At 72.3% G+C, this 17,547-nt stretch carries 17 protein-coding genes and 2 tRNA genes; 4 read left to right on the top strand and 15 right to left on the bottom strand.

The annotated features are described in order from the left end of the window. Positions 1 to 5: 5 nt before the first annotated feature. Entirely contained in the window at positions 6 to 989 is a 984-nt protein-coding gene (locus tag BKA22_RS05860) for an oxidoreductase (protein ID WP_146952606.1), read from the bottom strand. Positions 990 to 1,250: 261 nt separating this feature from the next. On the opposite strand from BKA22_RS05860, the gene BKA22_RS05865 reads away from it, so the two are divergent. Continuing rightward, positions 1,251 to 1,619, top strand: coding sequence for a hypothetical protein (locus BKA22_RS05865; protein ID WP_146952607.1), 369 nt, complete (start codon positions 1,251 to 1,253; stop codon positions 1,617 to 1,619). A gap of 71 nt (positions 1,620 to 1,690) precedes the next feature. Here the strand turns inward: BKA22_RS05865 and BKA22_RS05870 are convergent. The 6 genes from BKA22_RS05870 to BKA22_RS05895 form a co-directional block, all read right to left on the bottom strand. After that, positions 1,691 to 1,766: transfer RNA gene (locus BKA22_RS05870), tRNA-Arg, on the bottom strand. 127 nt (positions 1,767 to 1,893) lie between these two features. Beyond that, a complete protein-coding gene (locus BKA22_RS05875) occupies positions 1,894 to 3,180 on the bottom strand; it encodes an LCP family protein (protein ID WP_146952608.1) in 1,287 nt (428 codons plus the stop codon). Positions 3,181 to 3,266: 86 nt separating this feature from the next. Next, positions 3,267 to 4,175, bottom strand: coding sequence for a methyl-accepting chemotaxis protein (locus tag BKA22_RS05880; protein ID WP_146952609.1), 909 nt, complete (start codon positions 4,173 to 4,175; stop codon positions 3,267 to 3,269). Then, positions 4,172 to 4,708 carry a PAS domain-containing protein gene (locus tag BKA22_RS05885; protein WP_223203535.1) on the bottom strand — a complete coding sequence of 179 codons (537 nt, stop codon included), beginning with the start codon at positions 4,706 to 4,708 and terminating at the stop codon, positions 4,172 to 4,174. The genes BKA22_RS05880 and BKA22_RS05885 overlap by 4 nt, the downstream gene beginning before the upstream one ends. A gap of 149 nt (positions 4,709 to 4,857) precedes the next feature. Further along, complete coding sequence (locus BKA22_RS05890) at positions 4,858 to 5,724, bottom strand: formate/nitrite transporter family protein (protein WP_223203536.1); 867 nt, start codon at positions 5,722 to 5,724, stop codon at positions 4,858 to 4,860. A gap of 114 nt (positions 5,725 to 5,838) precedes the next feature. Next, entirely contained in the window at positions 5,839 to 6,582 is a 744-nt protein-coding gene (locus tag BKA22_RS05895; protein ID WP_146952611.1) for an SDR family oxidoreductase, read from the bottom strand. Between the two features lie 102 nt (positions 6,583 to 6,684). On the opposite strand from BKA22_RS05895, the gene BKA22_RS05900 reads away from it, so the two are divergent. Beyond that, entirely contained in the window at positions 6,685 to 7,524 is an 840-nt protein-coding gene (locus BKA22_RS05900) for a helix-turn-helix transcriptional regulator (RefSeq protein WP_146952612.1), read from the top strand. Between the two features lie 6 nt (positions 7,525 to 7,530). On the opposite strand, the gene BKA22_RS05905 is transcribed toward BKA22_RS05900, so the two are convergent. From BKA22_RS05905 to BKA22_RS05930, 6 genes are all read right to left on the bottom strand, one after another. Beyond that, entirely contained in the window at positions 7,531 to 7,908 is a 378-nt protein-coding gene (locus BKA22_RS05905) for a GntR family transcriptional regulator (protein ID WP_146952613.1), read from the bottom strand. Continuing rightward, positions 7,905 to 8,837 (bottom strand): hypothetical protein, encoded by a 933-nt coding sequence (locus tag BKA22_RS05910; RefSeq protein WP_146952614.1) that lies wholly within the window; start codon positions 8,835 to 8,837, stop codon positions 7,905 to 7,907. The genes BKA22_RS05905 and BKA22_RS05910 overlap by 4 nt, the downstream gene beginning before the upstream one ends. A gap of 245 nt (positions 8,838 to 9,082) precedes the next feature. After that, the gene (locus BKA22_RS05915; protein ID WP_146952615.1) at positions 9,083 to 10,093 is read right to left on the bottom strand and encodes a hypothetical protein; all 1,011 of its coding nucleotides are present in this window, start codon (positions 10,091 to 10,093) and stop codon (positions 9,083 to 9,085) included. Further along, on the bottom strand, positions 10,090 to 10,830 hold the full coding sequence (locus tag BKA22_RS05920; protein ID WP_306458349.1) for a SigE family RNA polymerase sigma factor: 741 nt from the start codon (positions 10,828 to 10,830) through the stop codon (positions 10,090 to 10,092). Before BKA22_RS05920 ends, BKA22_RS05915 begins: the two co-directional genes overlap by 4 nt. An 8-nt stretch (positions 10,831 to 10,838) precedes the next feature. Continuing rightward, positions 10,839 to 10,929: transfer RNA gene (locus BKA22_RS05925), tRNA-Ser, on the bottom strand. A gap of 63 nt (positions 10,930 to 10,992) precedes the next feature. Continuing rightward, a complete protein-coding gene (locus BKA22_RS05930; RefSeq protein WP_146952616.1) occupies positions 10,993 to 12,258 on the bottom strand; it encodes a threonine/serine exporter family protein in 1,266 nt (421 codons plus the stop codon). A 333-nt stretch (positions 12,259 to 12,591) separates the two neighbouring features. Between BKA22_RS05930 and BKA22_RS05935 the strand changes: the two genes are divergently transcribed. Then, positions 12,592 to 13,497, top strand: coding sequence for a hypothetical protein (locus tag BKA22_RS05935; RefSeq protein WP_146952617.1), 906 nt, complete (start codon positions 12,592 to 12,594; stop codon positions 13,495 to 13,497). On the opposite strand, the gene BKA22_RS05940 is transcribed toward BKA22_RS05935, so the two are convergent. Next, positions 13,486 to 14,058, bottom strand: a complete 573-nt coding sequence (locus tag BKA22_RS05940; protein ID WP_146952618.1) for a GNAT family N-acetyltransferase — start codon at positions 14,056 to 14,058, stop codon at positions 13,486 to 13,488. The genes BKA22_RS05935 and BKA22_RS05940 overlap by 12 nt on opposite strands. Before the next feature lie 2 nt (positions 14,059 to 14,060). Continuing rightward, positions 14,061 to 16,538 (bottom strand): glycogen/starch/alpha-glucan phosphorylase, encoded by a 2,478-nt coding sequence (locus tag BKA22_RS05945; protein ID WP_146952619.1) that lies wholly within the window; start codon positions 16,536 to 16,538, stop codon positions 14,061 to 14,063. 187 nt (positions 16,539 to 16,725) lie between these two features. Here BKA22_RS05945 and BKA22_RS05950 point away from each other — a divergent pair, with 187 nt between their 5' ends. Next, positions 16,726 to 17,535 carry a class I SAM-dependent methyltransferase gene (locus BKA22_RS05950; RefSeq protein WP_146952620.1) on the top strand — a complete coding sequence of 270 codons (810 nt, stop codon included), beginning with the start codon at positions 16,726 to 16,728 and terminating at the stop codon, positions 17,533 to 17,535. The last annotated feature ends 12 nt before the right edge of the window (positions 17,536 to 17,547 follow it).

Here is a 17,547-nt window from a genome sequence, read left to right on the forward strand (position 1 = left end):
CCGGTTCAGGCGGCGAACGGCTCCGAACCGGTCGCCGCCACGGAGATCGCCCACAGCCGCTCGGCGGCGTCCACGTCGATGGCCCACTCCTTGACCCCGCCGGTGAGCATGTCGGTGTGGTCGGGCGGGACGACCCCCTTGAGGGAGCAGTCCTCGCCGTAGACGCCGCCACGGTCGACGAGCTCGGGGGCGGTCGCCGCCCACAGGCCGGTCGCAGCCCCCTGGGCCGGCGTCTTGAACTGCGGGTTGGTGTTGCCGTCCTCGTCGATCCACCGCCGTGCGATCAGCTCCTCGCGCGGCATGTGCCGTTGCAGGTCCGTCATGATGCCGCCGGGGTGGACCGAGAACGCGTGCACCCCGTGCGCTGCGGCACGCGCGTCGAGCCCGACGGCGAACAGCGCGTCGGCCGTCTTCGACTGCCCGTAGGCGACCCACGGGTCGTACGGCGTGCGCTCGAAGTTGAGGTCGTCGAACAGGACGGGCGAGCGGTAGTGCGCCACCGAGGAGTACGCCACCACGCGGGCGCCCTCGCTGAGCCGGTCGGCCACCCCGGCCACGAGCGCGAAGTGCCCTAGGTGGTTGATGCCGAGCTGCGACTCCCAGCCCTGCGGCGTGCGCTGCAGGGGCGTCGCCATCACGCCGGCGGCGTTGATCACGAGGTCGATGGGCGCGTCCGCCGCCCGCACGGACGCGGTGAACGCGGCGACCGAGTCGAGGTCGGCGAGGTCCATGTCCCTGACGCTGACCCCGGGGAGCCCCGTGAGCGCGGTCCGCGCGGCGTCAGGACGCCGGGCAGGGACGATCACCGCGACCCCTGCACCGACCAGCGCCCGCACGGTCTCCAGGCCGATGCCGGAGTAGCCGCCGGTCACGATCGCGGTCCGGCCGACCAGGTCGTGGCCGGCCAGGACCTCGGCCGCCGTCGTGCGATAGCCGAACGCGGAGCTGAGGGGTTGCTGGCGGGCGATCATGTCCGCGGTCGTCGTCATGTCCCTCACGCTACGACCTGGGGGTCGGCGACGTGCAGGTCGCTCTCACCGTTGCGACGGCACGCCCGTGCTCCTAGGGTGCCGCTCGACCCGATGTCGGGCACGAGCGCAAGGGGCGCACATGCGAGCACGGACGTACTCGGCGGCAGTCGGCCCGATCCCCGGGTCCGGGATCGGGTGCCACCCGGCCTCGACGGCCGTCGTCGTCGGCTGACCGCGGTGACCCGTGCGAGGCGCACCGCCGCTTGGGCGCTCACCATCGTGACGCTCGTATCGCCGCTCGCCGCATGTCAGTCGACCCCGGCCGCGAGCGACACCCCTGACGAGGGTGGGGTCGTCGCGTTCGTCGACGACACGTCGGAGGGCGGGGACTCGGCACTCCTCGAAGGGACCCTCGCCCTCGACAGCGGGTGCCTCACGGTCGTGAGCACGCTGGACGGCTCGCGGGTCCTGCCGGTCTTCAGACAGGCTGCGGTTGCCTGGGACGGCACGACGCTGCAGGTGGACGGTGGCTCGTACGTGGTCGGCGACACGATCTCCCTGAGCGGCGGGTACTCGCCCCAGCCGGTGTCGGCGGCCTACGTGCCCGCGGACTGCGAGTTCGACCAGGCCTTCCACGTGGCGACGTGAACCAGGGGCGCCTGGCGCGGGACGGAACGACGAAGGCCCAGCACCGTGATGGTGCTGAGCCTTCGTCGTGCTGGTGCGCCCGAAGGGACTCGAACCCCCAACCTTCTGATCCGTAGTCAGATGCTCTATCCATTGAGCTACGGGCGCATGGCCCTCGCGGGCCGTAGACGAGGATACAGGTCAGGGGGCGCCCGCCCAAACCGGGATCTGCGTGCCCTGGGTCACGCGCGCTCCGCGGACCCTTCGGCCGGCCGTCGCAGCGTGCACGCAGGCCTCAGCCGCAGGCCACCTGGGCGTCGGCCGACGAGATCGTCTCGCCGGGTGTCCGGTCGGCCATCGGGTCGACCGTCGGCGTCGGGGCGGGCGAGGCCGCCGCAGGGTCGGCCGGCGCCGCGGGTGCCGCCGGATCGGCGGGCGCAGCGGGTCCAGCGGGATCAGTGGGTGCGGCCGGTGCCGTCGGTGCGGCGTCCGCGAGCAGGCGCGCCCAGAGCGCGTCGGCCTCGGACGTCCACACCACCCGGTTCTTGTTGCCCGGCTTCGGCCCGGAGGGCACGGTCTGGAAGACGACGTCCGCCGGGTCGACCCCCTTCAGCGAGAAGGCCAGGCCGGAGAGCGAGAACCCGCCGGACACGGTGACCGCGCTGGTCGCGGCGTCGACGGTCCGCAGCAGCGCGGGTGCGTCGGTCAGCAGGTTCGAGTCGAGGATGGTGCGGACGGTCGCGGCGACGAGGGCCTGCTGCCGGTCCAGCCGGTGCGTGTCGGAACCGTCGCTGAGGTCGTGGCGGGCGCGGGCCAGGGCCAGGGCGGTCGGGCCGTCGAGCACGTGCTCCCCGGCCGGCAGGTCGAGCCCCGAGTCGACGTCTCGCAGATCCTCGCGCGTGCACAGCGGCACGCCCCCGATCGCGTCGACCACGTTCTGGAACCCGATGAAGTCGACGACGATGAAGCCGTCGATCCGGATGCCCGTGAGCTGTTCGACGGTCAGCTGGGTGCAGGTGGCGGCGGAGACCAGGTCCAGCCCGGTGTCCCAGCCGCGGGCGAACGCACCGTTGAACATGGCGCCGTCCGAGGCCCGTGTGGTGCCGCCACCGGTCACGGGGCACGCGGGCAGCGGGACGACGGCGTCACGCGGCAGGGAGACGACCTCGATCCTGCTGCGGTCGGCGGACACGTGCAGGAACATCGTGGTGTCCGAGCGCTTGCCCTCCTCGTCGCCGCCGATGACGCCGTTCACGCCGGTGCGGTCGTCGGAGCCGATGAGCAGCAGGTTGACGGCGCGTCCGGAGTTCGGGTCGTCCGGGTCGGGTGCGGGTGCCGCGGGCCGGGCGACGTCGTCGAGCAGGTCGCTGTTGTCCACCTGGTTCATGTTGCTGCTGATCCGCAGCGCGATCGCGGCCGCGCCGCTCGCGCCGGTCACGACCACCGCGGTGAGCACGAGGGCCAAGGACCGCAGCAGACGTCGCTCGCGGTGGGTGCGGCCGTGCCGCGCCACGGTCGCCCGGCGGGCCCGTGCGTGCCCGGGCACCGACTGCGCGTGCTCCTTGTCTCCCCTGTCCGCCATGTGGCCACGCTAGGTCGACCCTGTACGACCCGAAGGCGCTCCCGGTGCAGGTCCGGTGAAGGCCTTGTCGCAGGTCGGTGGCCTCGTCAGCCCAGCTCGGCGAACCGCCCGATCTCCGAGCGCAAGGTCTCGGCCATCTGCGCCAGGCCGTGGTCCCCGGCGGCCGCGGCGATCCCGGCGACCTCGCCGTCCATCTCGCGGATCACCGACGCGATGCGCTCGATCGTGTCGGCGGCCTCCGCGGCGGTGCGCTGCGCCGCGGCGACGTGCGCGGTGATGTCCTGGGAGGACGCCGCGACCCCGTCGGCCAGGCTCTTGACCTCGGCGGCGACGACGGCGAACCCGCGACCGGCGTCACCGGCGTGCGCGGCCTCGATGGACGCGTTGAGCGCGAGCAGCCGCGTCCGGGCGGCGACCTGCCGGATGAGCGTGACGGCCTCCTCGATCCGGGCCGAGGTCATCTCGAGCTCGTGCACGGTGGCGAGCGCCCCGTCGACCTGGCTGACACCGGCGTGCACCGCGTCGGAGAGGGTCTCGGCCGCGGCGCCGAGCTCGGTGGACGCGGCGGCCACGTGCCCGGCGACCTCGACGGCCTGCCCGACCATGCGCTCGCGCGTCTCCTCCTGCGCGGCCAGCTCGGCGGCCGACCGGGCCATGTGCGCGCGGGCCGCGTCGATGCGCTGCGCCGCGTCGCGGTACGCGCCCGGCAGCCCGCGCACGAGCATCCGACGGTGGTACTGCCCCTCGGCCGCGGACGTCAGGGCCGTGCCGGCCTCACGCACGAACGCGTCGACGACGTCGAGCACCCGGTTGAACCCGGTGCGCAGCCGCTGCAGCTCCGGGGGCCCGGTGAGCGGCGGCACGCGATGCTCCAGGTCGCCCGACGCGGCCGCGTCCAGGGTGCGACCGATGACGGCGAGGCCTGCGGCGAGCTCGTCGGTGCCGGGCGCCGTGGGTGCGCTCCCGCGTCGGGCCTCGCGCGTCGCGCCGCTCATGCCGCCGCTCCCTGCGCCTCGGAGATGACCTGCCAGACGAACTGGTCGTACGTCTGCCCGCGGTCGGCCAGCACCTGCCGCAGCAGCGCGCTGCCCGCCTCGACGGCGGCACGACCGGTGCCGTGCTGCTGCTCCGCCTCACGCAGCTGCGCGTACAGGCCGCTGACCGCGCGGATCGCCGCCGGCTCGGGGCAGCGTCGGTTGGAGTGGTAGCCGGTGATCCGCCCACCCGGGCCGAACGAGGGCGTCACGTGCGCGAGCACCCAGTAGTGCGCGCCGTCGGCCGCGAGGTTGTCGACGTACGCGAAGATCTCCCGCCCGGCCGCGACCGTGTCCCACAGCGCCTGGAACACAGCGCGCGGCATGTCGGGGTGTCGGATGAGGCTGTGCGGCTGACCGAGGAGCTCGACCTCGGTGTAGCCGGACACCTCGACGAAGACGTCGTTGGCATAGGTGATGCGCCCCTGCAGGTCGGTCTTGGAGACGATGATCTGCTCGGCTCCGAACGTGCGCACGGCGCCCGTCGGGGTCACGCGGGGGGTCCTCACAGATGACGCCTTCCGTCGGTCCGGTTCGTTCGACGGATCGCTCATCGGTGCGTCACCGCAGGTCATGAGGGGACTCGACCCGGGACCTTCGACATCTGCGGCCCTCGGGCGGGTGCCACCACCCCTGCCGGGAGTCAGGCCGGCGGTTCCTGCCCCCGCAGCCACTTCGAGTCGTCGTTGACGTAGGCGTAGTACAGCCCGATCAGCAGGCCTCCGCCGATGAAGTTGCCCAGCAGCGCGATGGCCACGTTCGCCGACGCCAGCCCCACGTCGATGCCCTCCTTCAGCCCGACGATGCTGAACAGCACGGTGTTCGCCACCGAGTGCTCCAGGCCCAGGAACGCGAAGATGAACACCGACATGATCATGACCAGGGACTTCGTCAGGTCGTCCTTGATGAGGCCGTTGTAGACGAGCAGCATCGCGAGGTTGATGCAGAAGTTGCACAGGATCGCCCGGACCAGCAGGTCGACCCACCCGGTCGGCCCGGCGGAGACGTAGGCGAGCTTGTGCTCGACGGAGGCGACCATCTGGTCGAACGCCGCACCGTCGACGATCGTCGAGAACCGGACCAGCACCGCGATGAACAGGCCGCCGACCAGGTTGCCGACGTAGCAGAGCACCAGGAGCCGCAGCGCCCGGCCCCACGTGGTGCGCCGGTGGTAGGCGCCGATCGAGACGATCATCATGTTCGAGGTCAGCAGCTCGGACCGCGAGTAGTAGATGAAGACGAGCGCCCACCCGAACGCCAGAGCACCGGCGATCCGACCGAGCGGGTACAGCGACGACCCGTCGATCTCGACCGCGTCGAACGCGGCGATCACCGCGTAGTTCGTCGCGTACATCAGACCGATGATCACGCCGGCCATCGCGGCCCGCTGAAGGTACCGGCGGGCGAGCGCGCCCGACATCGTGGTCTTCGTCTCGAGCGCCTCGAGCACCGTGCTGATGAAGTGCTTCCCCGGGAACAGGGCCTGCGGGTCGGGGGCGGCGGCGCTCACGGGCCAACGGTCCCACAGCCGTGCCCGACGCGCACCGAACCGCGCCTCGCGCACGGCGCCGCGTCACCGGTCGTGCCCGCTCGACCTCGGCCGGAGCGGGCACGACCGCCAGGATCAGTGCGTCCGGCTGCTCAACGCGCCCAGCACGGCGTCGTAGGTGCCGCGTTCGCGCGCGTACCTCAGCGGGTGCACGGCCTCGACGAGGATCTGCGGCGGTGTCGGCTCCTGGCGGAGCAGCGTGACGGTCTCCTCGAGGAACGCGTCGAGCGGGATCGCGGTCTCGGCCGTCTGCTGACCCATGAGGGTCGTGCGCACAGCGGGCGGCGCGATCTCGACCACCTCGACGAGCCCGGCGAGCTGCACGCGCAACGACTCGGTCCACGAGGCGAGCGCGGCCTTCGTCGCGTTGTAGGTGGGCGTCGCGGGCAGCGGCACGTACGCCAGCCCGGACGTGGTGGTCAGCAGCGCCGCCCCGGGGCGCCCGGCGATGAGCGGCACGAGCGCCGCCGCCAACCGGATCGGCCCGAGCAGGTTGGTCGCCACGGTCAGCTCGGCGGTCGCCAGGTCGGCACCCGTGCGCAGGTCCTCCGGCAGCATGACGCCCGCGTTGAGCACCACGGTGTCGAGCGCGGGGAACCGGTCGGCCAGCTCGGTGACGGCCGCGGCGATCGAGACCGGGTCGGTCACGTCGAGCACGAGCGGGTGGATCCGCGGGTGCCGGGAGACCTCGGCGAGGAGATCGGCCCGGCGTCCGGCGACGACGACGGTGCTGCCCGCGTCGGCGAGGCGTTCGGCGAGCCCGCGACCGATGCCCGAGGTCGCGCCGGTGACGAGGATGGTGCGGTTCGTGATGTCCATGGGCACCACCGTGCGACCGGAGCGCTCGCGCGACCAGAGACCCGTGCATCCAGGGACCGCCGCTCCCTGGATGCCCGCGCGCACGGCACGCATGATGGCCGCATGGACCGACCGGGCCTCGCCGACTTCCTGCGTGCACGCCGCGAGGCGCTGCGCCCCACCGACGTCGGCCTGCCCGAGGGGCCCCGACGCCGCACCCCGGGCCTGCGCCGCGAGGAGGTCGCCGCCCGCACCGGCATGTCGACGGACTACCTCGCCCGACTCGAGCAGCGCCGCGGACCGCAGCCGTCCGAGGCGATGCTGACGGCGCTCTCCCGCGCGCTGCACCTGAGCCTCGACGAGCGCGACCACCTGTTCCGCCTGGCCGGCCATCGGCCCCCACCGCGCGGGCACCGCTCCGACCACGTGCCCCCGGCCGTGCTGCGCATCCTCGACCGGCTCGAGGACACCCCCGCGATGGTGATCTCCGAGCTCGGCGAGGCGCTCGTGCAGAACCGTCTGGCCCGCGCCCTCGTCGGTGACGAGTCGGGCTTCACCGGCCTGCGCCGCAGCCAGTTCTACCGCTGGTTCGCCGAGCCCGAGACCGAGCGCGCTCTCTACCCGGTCGACGACCACGCCCGGCAGTCGCGCACGCTCGCCGCCGCGCTGCGTGCCGCCCTCGGCTCCGAGGCCAGCGGCCGCGACGCCCGGGCTATCGCCGAGCGTCTGACGACCCTCTCCCCCGAGTTCGTCGAGATCTGGGCGGCCCACGAGGTCGGCGTGCTGCCCTCCCGGAACAAGACCCTGCTGCACCCCGAGCTGGGCCCGATCGACGTCGACTGCCAGTTCCTGCACACCGAGAACCACGCCCAGTCGCTCCTGGTCTTCACCGCCGTCCCGGGCAGCCCCAGCGACGACAAGCTCCGCCTGCTCGACACCGTCGCGACCGCGACCAGGGGCTGAGACGCGTCAGGTCGACGGGCCCGCACCCGCAAGTGCGAGGGTCCCCCGGAGGAGATCGATCAGGTCGGGGTCGGCGATCCCTTGCTCGCGGGCCGCGTCGACCAGCTCCCGGAGCAGGGGCGTGACCCGGTCGGTCGTCCCGTGGTCGGCTGCGGTCACCACCGTTCCGTGGCGCCGCCGGGTCGAGACCAGGCCGGCAGCCTCGAGCTCACGGTAGGTGCGAGCAATCGTGCCGGCGGCGATCCCCAGGTCGGCAGCGAGGGTGCGGACGGTCGGGAGCGGGTCGCCGGGGCGTAGCCGCCCGGAGGCGATGTGCGTCGCGATCTGGGCGCGCAGCTGCTCGTAGTGCGGGACCCCGGAATCCAGGTCGAGGGTGATCCTCATCGCCCGGCCGTCCGCAGCACGGACCCCACGGCGACGGCCGCCACCGCGGGGCGCGCGATCCGGGAGCGCACGAGCAGCACGACGGACGTCACGAGAACGGTAGCCGCCATGACGATCAGGCCGATGCCGACGACGGTGTAGGGGTCGGTCAAGCCCTGGCCGAGCACACGCACGCTCAGACCGGCGATCAGGCACGTCGCGGCCAGCACCAGGCCGGAGGTCAGCATCACGCCGCCCGCCACGGTCCGCGCACTGCGACGGCGCAGGCTGAGGTCCCACTCCCGGGTGACGCCGGACACGGCCGGGCGCCAGACGATCAGTCGCAGGACCAGCTCACCGGCGGCGGCGACCCCGAGCACCCCGAGCGTGAGCGGGACGGCGTAGTAGGACCCGGGGAACGGCTGGGCGTAGTCCTGGAGCCCGCCCGGGAGGTCACGAGCGATCGTGCGCGGACCGTGCTGCACGCCGACGCACAGCAGCAGCGTGACCAGGGTGAGCCCCGACCACCACCAGGTGGCGACCCGCAGGCCGTCGACCTCCAGGTCCGCCACGGTGCGACGGCTGACGTCGGCCTCGCGGCACGACTCGGCGGGGCGTGGCCAGGTCAGCTCGCCTGCGGCCTGGGCCGCGAGCGCGACGGCCACGCAGAGCGAGGGCAGCACGACCAGCACCCGCCCGCGGCCGAAGAGCACGTCGGCGACGAAGACGGCACCGACGACGCCGGAGAGACCCGCCGCCAGCAGCGTGCCGACGGCCAGGGAGGTCAGGCGGGCGTGCCGCGCGGCCCGGGCGCCGGCCTGCCCGCGGTGGACGGGGCGGGTCCAGTCGCGCACCAGCAGCCACGTCGTGACGATCGCGGCAGCCACGAACGGCGATGACGCCACGACGAAGGCCCACGGCCCTTGTTCCGGACCACCGTAGATCAGCATCCGCCCCCCGCTCATTGAGTATGTTCAATGAACAATGCACCGACCGCGCACACGCGTCAAGTGCCCGTGCGCAACCGGACGCGCACGGGCCGACCTCCGGGCACGAGGAACGCGGGCGCCGACTCACTCGCAGGTGCCGGTCATCTCGAGCTCGACGAGGGGGCAGGTGCGCACACGCTCCACCGAGGCATGTCGGCCTCCGCGACAGCGCCGCCGGTCTCACGGGAGAGCAGGGCGATGTCCGCCTACGGCATGTCGATGCCGGCCGCCTCGAGGTACGCCCGCGAGGCGGAGAGGGCCGACTCGATCGCGGCGGTGTACGCCGCCACGTACGCCGGCGCCGAGTCGAGGTAGGCCTGCTGGTTGACCGCGTCGATGTCCGCCAACCGCTGCCGAAGGTCCGTGGACTCCTTGCAGCCGATGTCGATCAGGCCGATCCGCACCTGCTCTTCCAGACTCATGCTCAACACCCCGGCGGGCTGCAGGGAGCCCTCCTCGTCCGGCGGTGCCACGTCGTGAGCTTCGAGGCACGCTGTCCATTCGGCGATCACGACACTGCCCTCGGGCGTGTAGCCCGCGAACTCGGCACCCACCGCCGGCTTGCTGTCGTCGAACGACGTGGGATCGACGATGAACCCCATCGGCCACACCTGGTCGTTGCACGAGTCCAGCGCAGCCTCGACCGCAGCTGAGGAGATGTCGATCGTGCTGCCCTCGCCGTCGTAGGGGTCGAGCTGCGGCTCCGCGTACCCGCGCTGGCGAACCTCGGCGCTGTTCCAGATGCCGTACGGCCTCGACATGTCCGGCAGGGCCGTGCGTTGCACCGCGAAGACGAAGTTGTCGGCGTACCCGGCGTCGGCCATGCACCGTGACCGTGCGAGATCCCAGGCGCTCCCCATGATGTCGAGGTCGTGCTGGCTGACCAAGAACGTCGAGAAGGGCGTGGTCACCAGACCGGTGATCGGGTCGATCACGGCGTGCGCGGGGGTCGCCGACGGTTCGGGTGCGGGCAGCGTCGTCGGCGTAGCCGTTGGTGTCGTCGCGGGCGGAGCCGCGTAGTCCGGGCCCGGGAGCGCGGCTACGGCCGCGGTGACCAGACCGGCGACGGCCACCGCGCTGACGGCGGAGACGACGGCCGCACGCGTCCCGCGTCGACGCCGTCCGATCGCGAGGATGCGGCGGCGGTCGATCGGCAACGGAGGCGGCGGGACCTCGAGGTTCTTCAGGTGGGCCACGAAGGCCTCGTCGTGGCTCATCGGGACTCCTCAGCGGTAGTGGAGGCAGACAAGATCGTGCGCAGCTGGTCGAGACCGCGCGACGCGGTGGACTTCACGGTGCCCACGGAGACGCTCAGGTCGTTGGCGACCTCGCGCTCCGACAGATCCAGCAGGTATCGCAGGACGACCACCCGGCGCCGGCGTGGGCTGAGCTGCAGCAGAGCGCGGACGAGGACATCCCGGTCGGCGTGCGCATGAGCGCTCGAGCCGCCGACGCTCAGCTCTGGCATCCCATCGGGTGCGGTCAGAACCTCACGTCGATGCCTGCGCCACGTATCGATGCGCAGGTTGGTGAGCGTCTTGCGCGCATACGCCAAGGGGTCGCCCGATCTGGCTCGGGGCCATGCCACATACGTGCGGACGAGCGCCTGCTGCACCAGCTCCTCGGCGCGGTGCGCGTCGCCGCACAGCAGCCAAGCCATCCGACCGAGCAGCGGCTCGGCCTCGACCATGAAGGCAGTGAACTCGGCCGCCCGGTCGGTGCGCGCGGACTCGACGAGCACCTCGACCACGTCGTCCGGCTCCACCGGCAGCCCCCCGATCACCAACGTCATGGCCAGAACACGCAGCGGGCGGCCAGAAGGTTGCTCGGTCTGCCGGTGGCATGGAGCCACGGGCCGAGCCGCACCACCGACGCCACCAGGGGCGACCAAGCCCAGAAGCCACGACAGCCCGAACCCTGATGGGTTCGGGCTGTCGCCGATGTCTTGCGACATCACACACGCGGAGACGGTGGGATTTGAACCCACGGAAGAGTTTGACCCCTTCACGGCCTTAGCAGGGCCGCGCACTAGACCTGGCTATGCGACGTCTCCAAGACGGGGACAGGCTACCCGGGCACCTCGCCACGCACCAAAAGCGCCGCGCACCGGCACGGGTCAGTGCTCGAAGCCCCACTCGCGGTCGGTGAGCATGCGGGCGATGGCCAGGCCGACGGCCAGGGCGGTGACGATCAGTGCGGCCGTGACGCCGTAGCCGAGCGCCTGCGTCGTGTCGCCCTGCGACAGGTAGTAGACGGCCCGGTAGGCCGGCACGCCGGGGACCATGATCGTGACCGCGGGCACGTAGACGGTGATGCGTGGGACGTTGAGTCTGGGTGCCACCCAGGCCGCGAGCAGGCCGATCAGGCAGGCGGCGACGGCGGCGGCGGCCTGCGGGGGCCAGTTGAAGTCCTTGACGGCGATGATGCGCAGCGTGTTCGGCACGGCGGCGATCGCGGCGGCGACCAGTGCCATGCGCCACGACCCGTTGAACATGAGCGCGAAGCCCAGCACGCCGAGGAACGAGGCAGCCAGGCGCAGCCCCTCGAGGGCGGCGACCGACATGTCGGGGGCCTGCGGCGGGTCGGGCGAGAGCCCGACCAGGATCGACACCGCCCACACGGCGAACGCGGCGGAGACGAAGATCATCAGCGCGTAGGTCAGCCGTGCGAGCCCGGCGGAGAAGTCCAGCTTCGCGAGGTCCAGCGCACCGGTGACGAGCGGGAAGCCCGGCACCAGGAAGAGCGCTGCGGCGACGTACCCAGCCTCGTGCGGCCCGCCGACACCCGTCACGGTGAGCAGCTGGGCGAACCCGAGGTAGGCGAGCGAGGCGACGGCACCGGCCAGCATCGAGACGCCGAACTGGTTGTACCCGCGGTGCAGCATCGTGCGCCGCAGGCCCTGCCCGAGACCGGCGCCGAGGGTGGCTCCGATGATCTCGACGGGCCCGGCGCCGTTGAGGAACGCGAACGCCGCGCAGGCCAGCGCCGCCCAGGTCGCGTTGAGCCACGTCGGGTAGAGCGGCGGCTTCTTCGCGATGCGGTCGAGCTCGGCGTCCACCTGCTCGACGGTGACCTCGCCGCGGCTCTCGATGTCCTGCGCGAGCAGCTCGAGCTCGGCGAGACGGTCGGTGTTCACCCCGATGGTCCGCACCTCGGTGACCTCGGTGCGGAAGGAACGTCCGCGGTGCGAGGTGGTGGTGATCTCCGTCAGCGTCACGTGCGCCTCGTGGCGCTCGACGCCGAGCGCCTTGGCCACACGCGCCATGGAGGCCTTCACGCGGTAGGAACCCGTGCCGGAGGACAGGCTGAGCCGTCCCATGCGGAGGGCCACGCCTGAGCGGCGGATCAGTTCGAGCTCGTCGTCGTCCGGGATGGTCGGCACGGGACAATCATGGCGCCGGACCATCCCGGACGCCCGGGACGTTCGGGTTCGGGACCCGAGCCGCGCGTCGACGCCCCCTGCGCGCCGATGCGGTCAGCGCTCAGGAGCAGGTCGGCCGCCTCGTGATACCCCGTCCGGCCTGCGGGTCCGCACGGGCTGCTCACCGACCCGGCCCGAGCAGGTCGGCCTTGACTCCGCCTGCACGCCCCGCCAGTCTGTCCCGAATCGCACAAATCGGACATGGTCCCGGAGCGATGTCGCTTCCGGACCCAGCGCCCGGGCCTCCTCCCGGGCCCCGGCCGAGGCGTGCGCCCGACCACCGAGGAGAGCTGGATGCCCCGTCGGACGACGACGTCCCTGTGCACCGCCGCGCTTGTGACCGTCTGCCTCGCCGGGTGCGGGGCAGGCAGCGCCGGGGCGGCCACCCCCGCAGCCCTGGCACCGGACCCGAGCGCCACGGCGTCGGCGGTGGCCCGCGGGGTCGTCCTGACGGCCGAGCTCGACACCGACAGCGGGGCTGTCGTGCTGCCGTTCGACCGGTTCGCCTCCACCTGGAACGAGCAGGCGGTGATCGCGGCGGCCGCCAACACGCTCGTCGCGGTGTGCGCCGCCGACCACGGCGTCGACGTCACGGTGCAGGCACCGCAGGTCGATGCGGTCTACGGCTCCGAGCTGTACTACGGCCCGTGGACCGTCGAGCAGGCCGAGCAGTTCGGGTTCGCACCGCCGAGCCCCGCTCAGGAGCAGACGGCCGACGACAGCCCCACGACCGACGTGGGCGGCGTCGACGACCAGGCGGTCCTCGCGCGCTGCGGCGACCTGGTCGAGGTGAACGAGCTCACCTCCGCCCTGCTCGACGACGGCCCGTGGCTCGAACCGCTGGCGGTCGTCACCCAGGGGCTCGTCGAGCGACCGGGAGCGCGCAGCGCCCTGTCCGACCTCGCCGACTGCCTCGAGGAGGAGGGCCTGCAGGTCGACGCCGACAGCCCGTGGCTCCCGGAGGGTGCCGACCCCGGGACGACCTCCGACGAGCAGGTGGCCCTCGCGCTGCAGCTGGTCGGCTGCAAGACCACCACGGGCTTCACCGAGCGCATGTCCAGCATCGAGGCGAGCGAGCAGGCGCCGATCGTCGTCACCTACGTCGACGAGCTGGAGGCACGGAGGGCCGCCGTCGACGAGGCGCTGGAGAGCGCCCGGGCGATCCTCGTCGAGCACCCCGAGGTGCGCTCACAGCCCTGACGGGCGCTCCTCGGCGAGGATCGCGTAGACGTAGGAGTCGAGCCACCGGCCCGACCGGTGCAGCGAGTCCGCGACGAGGGCTGCTTCTCGACGCATGCCCAGCCGCTCCATGAGCCGCCACGAGGGGACGTTGTCCGCGAAGCACACCGCGGTGACCCGGCGCAGGCCGAGCGGGCCGAAGCACAGGTCCAGGAGACGGGCAGCGGCCTCCGTGGCCAGGCCGCTGCCCTGCACGGCCGGGTCGAACGCCCAGCCGAGCTCCGCCTGCGTCCCCCGGGCCTGCTCGACGACCTCGGTCTGGCCCCAGGCGTCCTCGATGTCGAGCTTGAGGTCACCAACGACACGTCCGCGGTGCTCGACGACGAGCGTCGGGCGGAGCCGGTCCGGCGTGCTGAACGACACCGCGAAGTCGGTCTCGTCGCCGGCCAGCGAGGTCATCCACTCGGCGACCGCCGGCAGGCGCCGGTAGGCCCACACGGCTCGGGCGTCCGCGGCGGTCGCCCGCCGCAGCGTGAGCCGCGACGTGGCGACCGGCCACGGAAGGTCGTCGAGCGTCGGCACGGTCAGACGAACGGCGGGGCGACCGGCTCGGCGTGCCAGATGCGGTCGAGGTAGTCCTTGATGGACCGGTCGGAGGAGAAGAACCCGCTGCGGGCCACGTTGAGCACCGCGGAGCGCGTCCAGCCGTCCTGGTCGGCGTAGGCCTTCTCGACCCTGTCCTGCGCGTCGATGTACGACTGGAAGTCGGCCAGCACCAGGAACCGGTCCTCGTGCAGCAGGTTCGACACGACGGGCTCGAACACGCGCTGGTCGCCGCCGGAGAACGTGCCGTGGGCGATGTGGTCGAGCGCACGCCGAAGCGTGGGGTTGGCCGCGTAGTACGTGGACGGGCGGTACCCGGCGTCGACGATGTCGGCGACCTCCGGCTCGGTCAGGCCGAACAGGAAGAAGTGGTCGTCGCCGACGAGCTGGCGGATCTCGACGTTCGCGCCGTCGTCCGTGCCGATGGTCAGTGCGCCGTTGAGGGCGAACTTCATGTTGCCCGTGCCGGAGGCCTCCTTGCCGGCGAGCGAGATCTGCTCGGACAGGTCGGCGGCCGGCACCAGCGTCTCGGCGAGCGTGACGTTGTAGTTGGCGGGGAAGGCGACGCGCAGGCGCCTCTCGAGCGCGGGGTCGGTGTTGATGGTCCGACCGACCGCGTTGATCAGCCCGATGATCTGCTTGGCCATCTTGTAGCCGGGCGCGGCCTTGGCGCCGAACGCGAACGTCCGGGGCGTGACCTGGTCGATCGGCAGCTCGCCGCTGGTCACGCGGTCGTACAGCGTGATGACGTGCAGCAGCTTGAGCATCTGCCGCTTGTACTCGTGCAGGCGCTTGACCATGACGTCGAGCATCGCGTCGGGTGAGATCTCGATGCCGTCGCGCGCGGCCAGCAGGTCGACGAGGCGGGTCTTGTTGCCACGCTTGATCTCGGCGAACCGACGGCGGAACTCGGCGTCGTCGGCCAGCGGCTCGAGCTCGCGCAGGCGCCCGAGGTCGGTGACCCAGCCCTCGCCGATCGCCTCGGTGATCAGCCCCGACAGCGCCGGGTTGGACATCCGGACGAACCGGCGGGGCGTGACGCCGTTGGTGACGTTGGTGAACTTGTCCGGGAAGTACGCGGAGAAGTCGTTCAGCACCTTGTCGCGCAGCAGCTGGGAGTGCAGCTCGGCGACCCCGTTGACCTTGGCGCCGGCGACCGTGGCGAGGAACGCCATGCGGACGGCCCGCTCGGGGAACTCGGCGATGATCGACATGCGGCGCACGCGCAGCTCGTCGTCCGGGTACGCCTTGCGGACCTGGGCGAGGAACTCGTCGTTGATGCGGTAGATGATCTCCAGGTGCCGCGGCAGCAGCCGGCCGAGCAGGTCGACGGACCACACCTCGAGCGCCTCGGGCAGCAACGTGTGACAGGTGTAGGCGAACACCTGCTGCGTGACGGCCCACGCGTCCTCCCACGACCAGCCGCGGTCGTCGACCAGCAGCCGCATGAGCTCGGGGATCGCGATGACCGGGTGGGTGTCGTTGAGCTGGAACACGATCCGGTCGGGCAGCTTCGTCAGGTCGAAGTCGCCCGGGAGCACGTTGTCCAGGAAGTCCGCGAGCGAGCACGCCACGAAGAAGTACTGCTGCTGCAGGCGCAGCTCCTTGCCCTGCGGCGTGGAGTCCTCGGGGTAGAGGACCTTGGAGATGTTCTCGGCGAAGGTCTGCGCCCGCACGGCGTCGGCGTAGTCGCCCGAGTTGAAGATCTGCAGGTCGAACGACTTCTCGGCGCGGGCCGACCACAGGCGCAGCGTGTTGACGCGGCCGTTGCGGTACCCGGGGACCATGTAGTTGTAGGGGACGCCGATGACGCTCCAGCCCGGCAGCCAGCGGCTGCGCGCGTTGCCGTCGTCGTCGATGTACGTCTCGGTGCTGCCGCCGAAGTTCACCTTCACGGCGGCCTCGGGGTGCGGGAACTCCCACGGCGAGCCGAGCTCGAGCCAGGTGTCGGGCTGCTCGACCTGCCAGCCGTCGACGAACGTCTGGCGGAAGATGCCGTACTCGTAGCGGATGCCGTAACCGATCGACGGCACGGACAGCGTGGCGAGCGAGTCGATGAAGCATGCGGCCAGACGCCCGAGGCCTCCGTTGCCGAGGCCCGGCTCCTGCTCGGCCTGCCGCAGGTCGTCGAGGTCGATGCCGAGGCTCGTCAGACCCTCGGTGACGATGCCGTCGATGTCGGCCGCGAGCAGCGCGTTGTCCAGCTGACGGCCCAGCAGGAACTCGGCGGACAGGTAGGCGACGGACTTGGCCTGCACCTGCCCCTGGTGGCGCAGGGTCTGCATCCAGCGGGACATCAGGTGGTGCCGCACCGTGCGCGCGAGCGCGAGGTACTTGTCGTTGGTGGACGCGCGGGACATGTCGACGCCCTGGCCGAAGTGCAGCTCGCGCAGGAACTCCTGCACGAAACCCTCGACGGTGCGGTCGGGGACGGTGATGGGGTCCAGGCTCTCGCTCATCGGCCCACCGTAACGGGCTCCGGCGTCACCGCCAGGGCCGCGCGGTTACGGCTTCGTGACGCACCGACGAGCCCGCACCTCCCTCCGGGGCGGACCTCGGTCCCCCGCCGCGACCCCGGGCACGGCCCTACGGTGCAGGGACCGGGCGCCCCGTCGTGGGGCACCCGCCCGCGACGATCGAGGTGCCGTGCCCACGTTCGACCAGGTCAAGCAGGCCGCATGGGCAGGACGCGCGGACGCGTACGCCGAGACGTTCGGCCGGCTGTGCGGGCGGATGGTCCCCGCGCTGCTCGACGCCGCGGAGGTGCGCGCGGGCGACGAGCTGCTCGACGCGGGCACCGGGCCGGGTGCGGTGGCCGCGGCCGCGATCACCCGCGGGGCGCGCGTCACGGCGGTCGACCCGGACGAGGGCATGCGCCGTCTGGCCCGCCTGGCCGCGCCCCGGGCCGACGTGCGCGAGGGCGCCCTGCCGGACCTGGACCTGGCCGACGCGTCGTTCGACGTGGTGGGGGCCAACTTCGTCCTGAACCTGGTCGGCGACCCGCGGGCGGCGACGCGCGAGCTGGTGCGGGTGCTGCGACCCGGCGGGCGGCTGGCGGCGACCGTCTGGCCTCGCCCGATGAGCGAGCTGCACCGCCTGTGGGAGGACGTCGCCGACGCCGCGGGGGCGGAACGTCCGGCGAGCGCGGCGCCGCTGGAGCCGGCGATGGACTTCGTGCGGTCGCCGGACGGCTTCGCGGGCCTGCTGGAGGACGCCGGCCTGACCGACGTGCACGCCGAGCGGGTCGGGTTCGTGCACCGGGTCGACCCGGAGTCCTGGTGGTCCGGCCCGGCGCGCGGGGTCGCGACGATCGGTGCCGTGCTGCTCGCGCAGACCCCCGAGGTGCAGGGGCGGATGCGTGAGCAGTTCGACCGGCTGAGCCGCCCGTACCTGGTCGACGGGATGCTGCACCTGCCGACGGCCGCTGTGCTCGCGCACGGACGGCGTTCACAGTGAGATCACAACAAC

Origin of the sequence: Cellulomonas soli (assembly GCF_013409305.1) — a bacterium.
GTDB lineage: Bacteria > Actinomycetota > Actinomycetes > Actinomycetales > Cellulomonadaceae > Cellulomonas > Cellulomonas soli.

What these genes read in the sequence shown, in the direction of transcription:
- BKA22_RS05895 (WP_146952611.1), bottom strand. Translation starts at nt 6,582, where the DNA reads ATGGACATCACGAACCGCACCATCCTCGTCACCGGCGCGACCTCGGGC.
- BKA22_RS05880 (WP_146952609.1), bottom strand. Translation starts at nt 4,175, where the DNA reads ATGAGCGGCGCGACGCGCGAGGCCCGACGCGGGAGCGCACCCACGGCG.
- BKA22_RS05905 (WP_146952613.1), bottom strand. Translation starts at nt 7,908, where the DNA reads ATGAGGATCACCCTCGACCTGGATTCCGGGGTCCCGCACTACGAGCAG.
- BKA22_RS05900 (WP_146952612.1), top strand. Translation starts at nt 6,685, where the DNA reads ATGGACCGACCGGGCCTCGCCGACTTCCTGCGTGCACGCCGCGAGGCG.
- BKA22_RS05860 (WP_146952606.1), bottom strand. Translation starts at nt 989, where the DNA reads ATGACGACGACCGCGGACATGATCGCCCGCCAGCAACCCCTCAGCTCC.
- BKA22_RS05915 (WP_146952615.1), bottom strand. Translation starts at nt 10,093, where the DNA reads ATGAGCCACGACGAGGCCTTCGTGGCCCACCTGAAGAACCTCGAGGTC.
- BKA22_RS05945 (WP_146952619.1), bottom strand. Translation starts at nt 16,538, where the DNA reads ATGAGCGAGAGCCTGGACCCCATCACCGTCCCCGACCGCACCGTCGAG.
- BKA22_RS05920 (WP_306458349.1), bottom strand. Translation starts at nt 10,830, where the DNA reads ATGTCGCAAGACATCGGCGACAGCCCGAACCCATCAGGGTTCGGGCTG.
- BKA22_RS05910 (WP_146952614.1), bottom strand. Translation starts at nt 8,837, where the DNA reads ATGCTGATCTACGGTGGTCCGGAACAAGGGCCGTGGGCCTTCGTCGTG.
- BKA22_RS05875 (WP_146952608.1), bottom strand. Translation starts at nt 3,180, where the DNA reads ATGGCGGACAGGGGAGACAAGGAGCACGCGCAGTCGGTGCCCGGGCAC.
- BKA22_RS05935 (WP_146952617.1), top strand. Translation starts at nt 12,592, where the DNA reads ATGCCCCGTCGGACGACGACGTCCCTGTGCACCGCCGCGCTTGTGACC.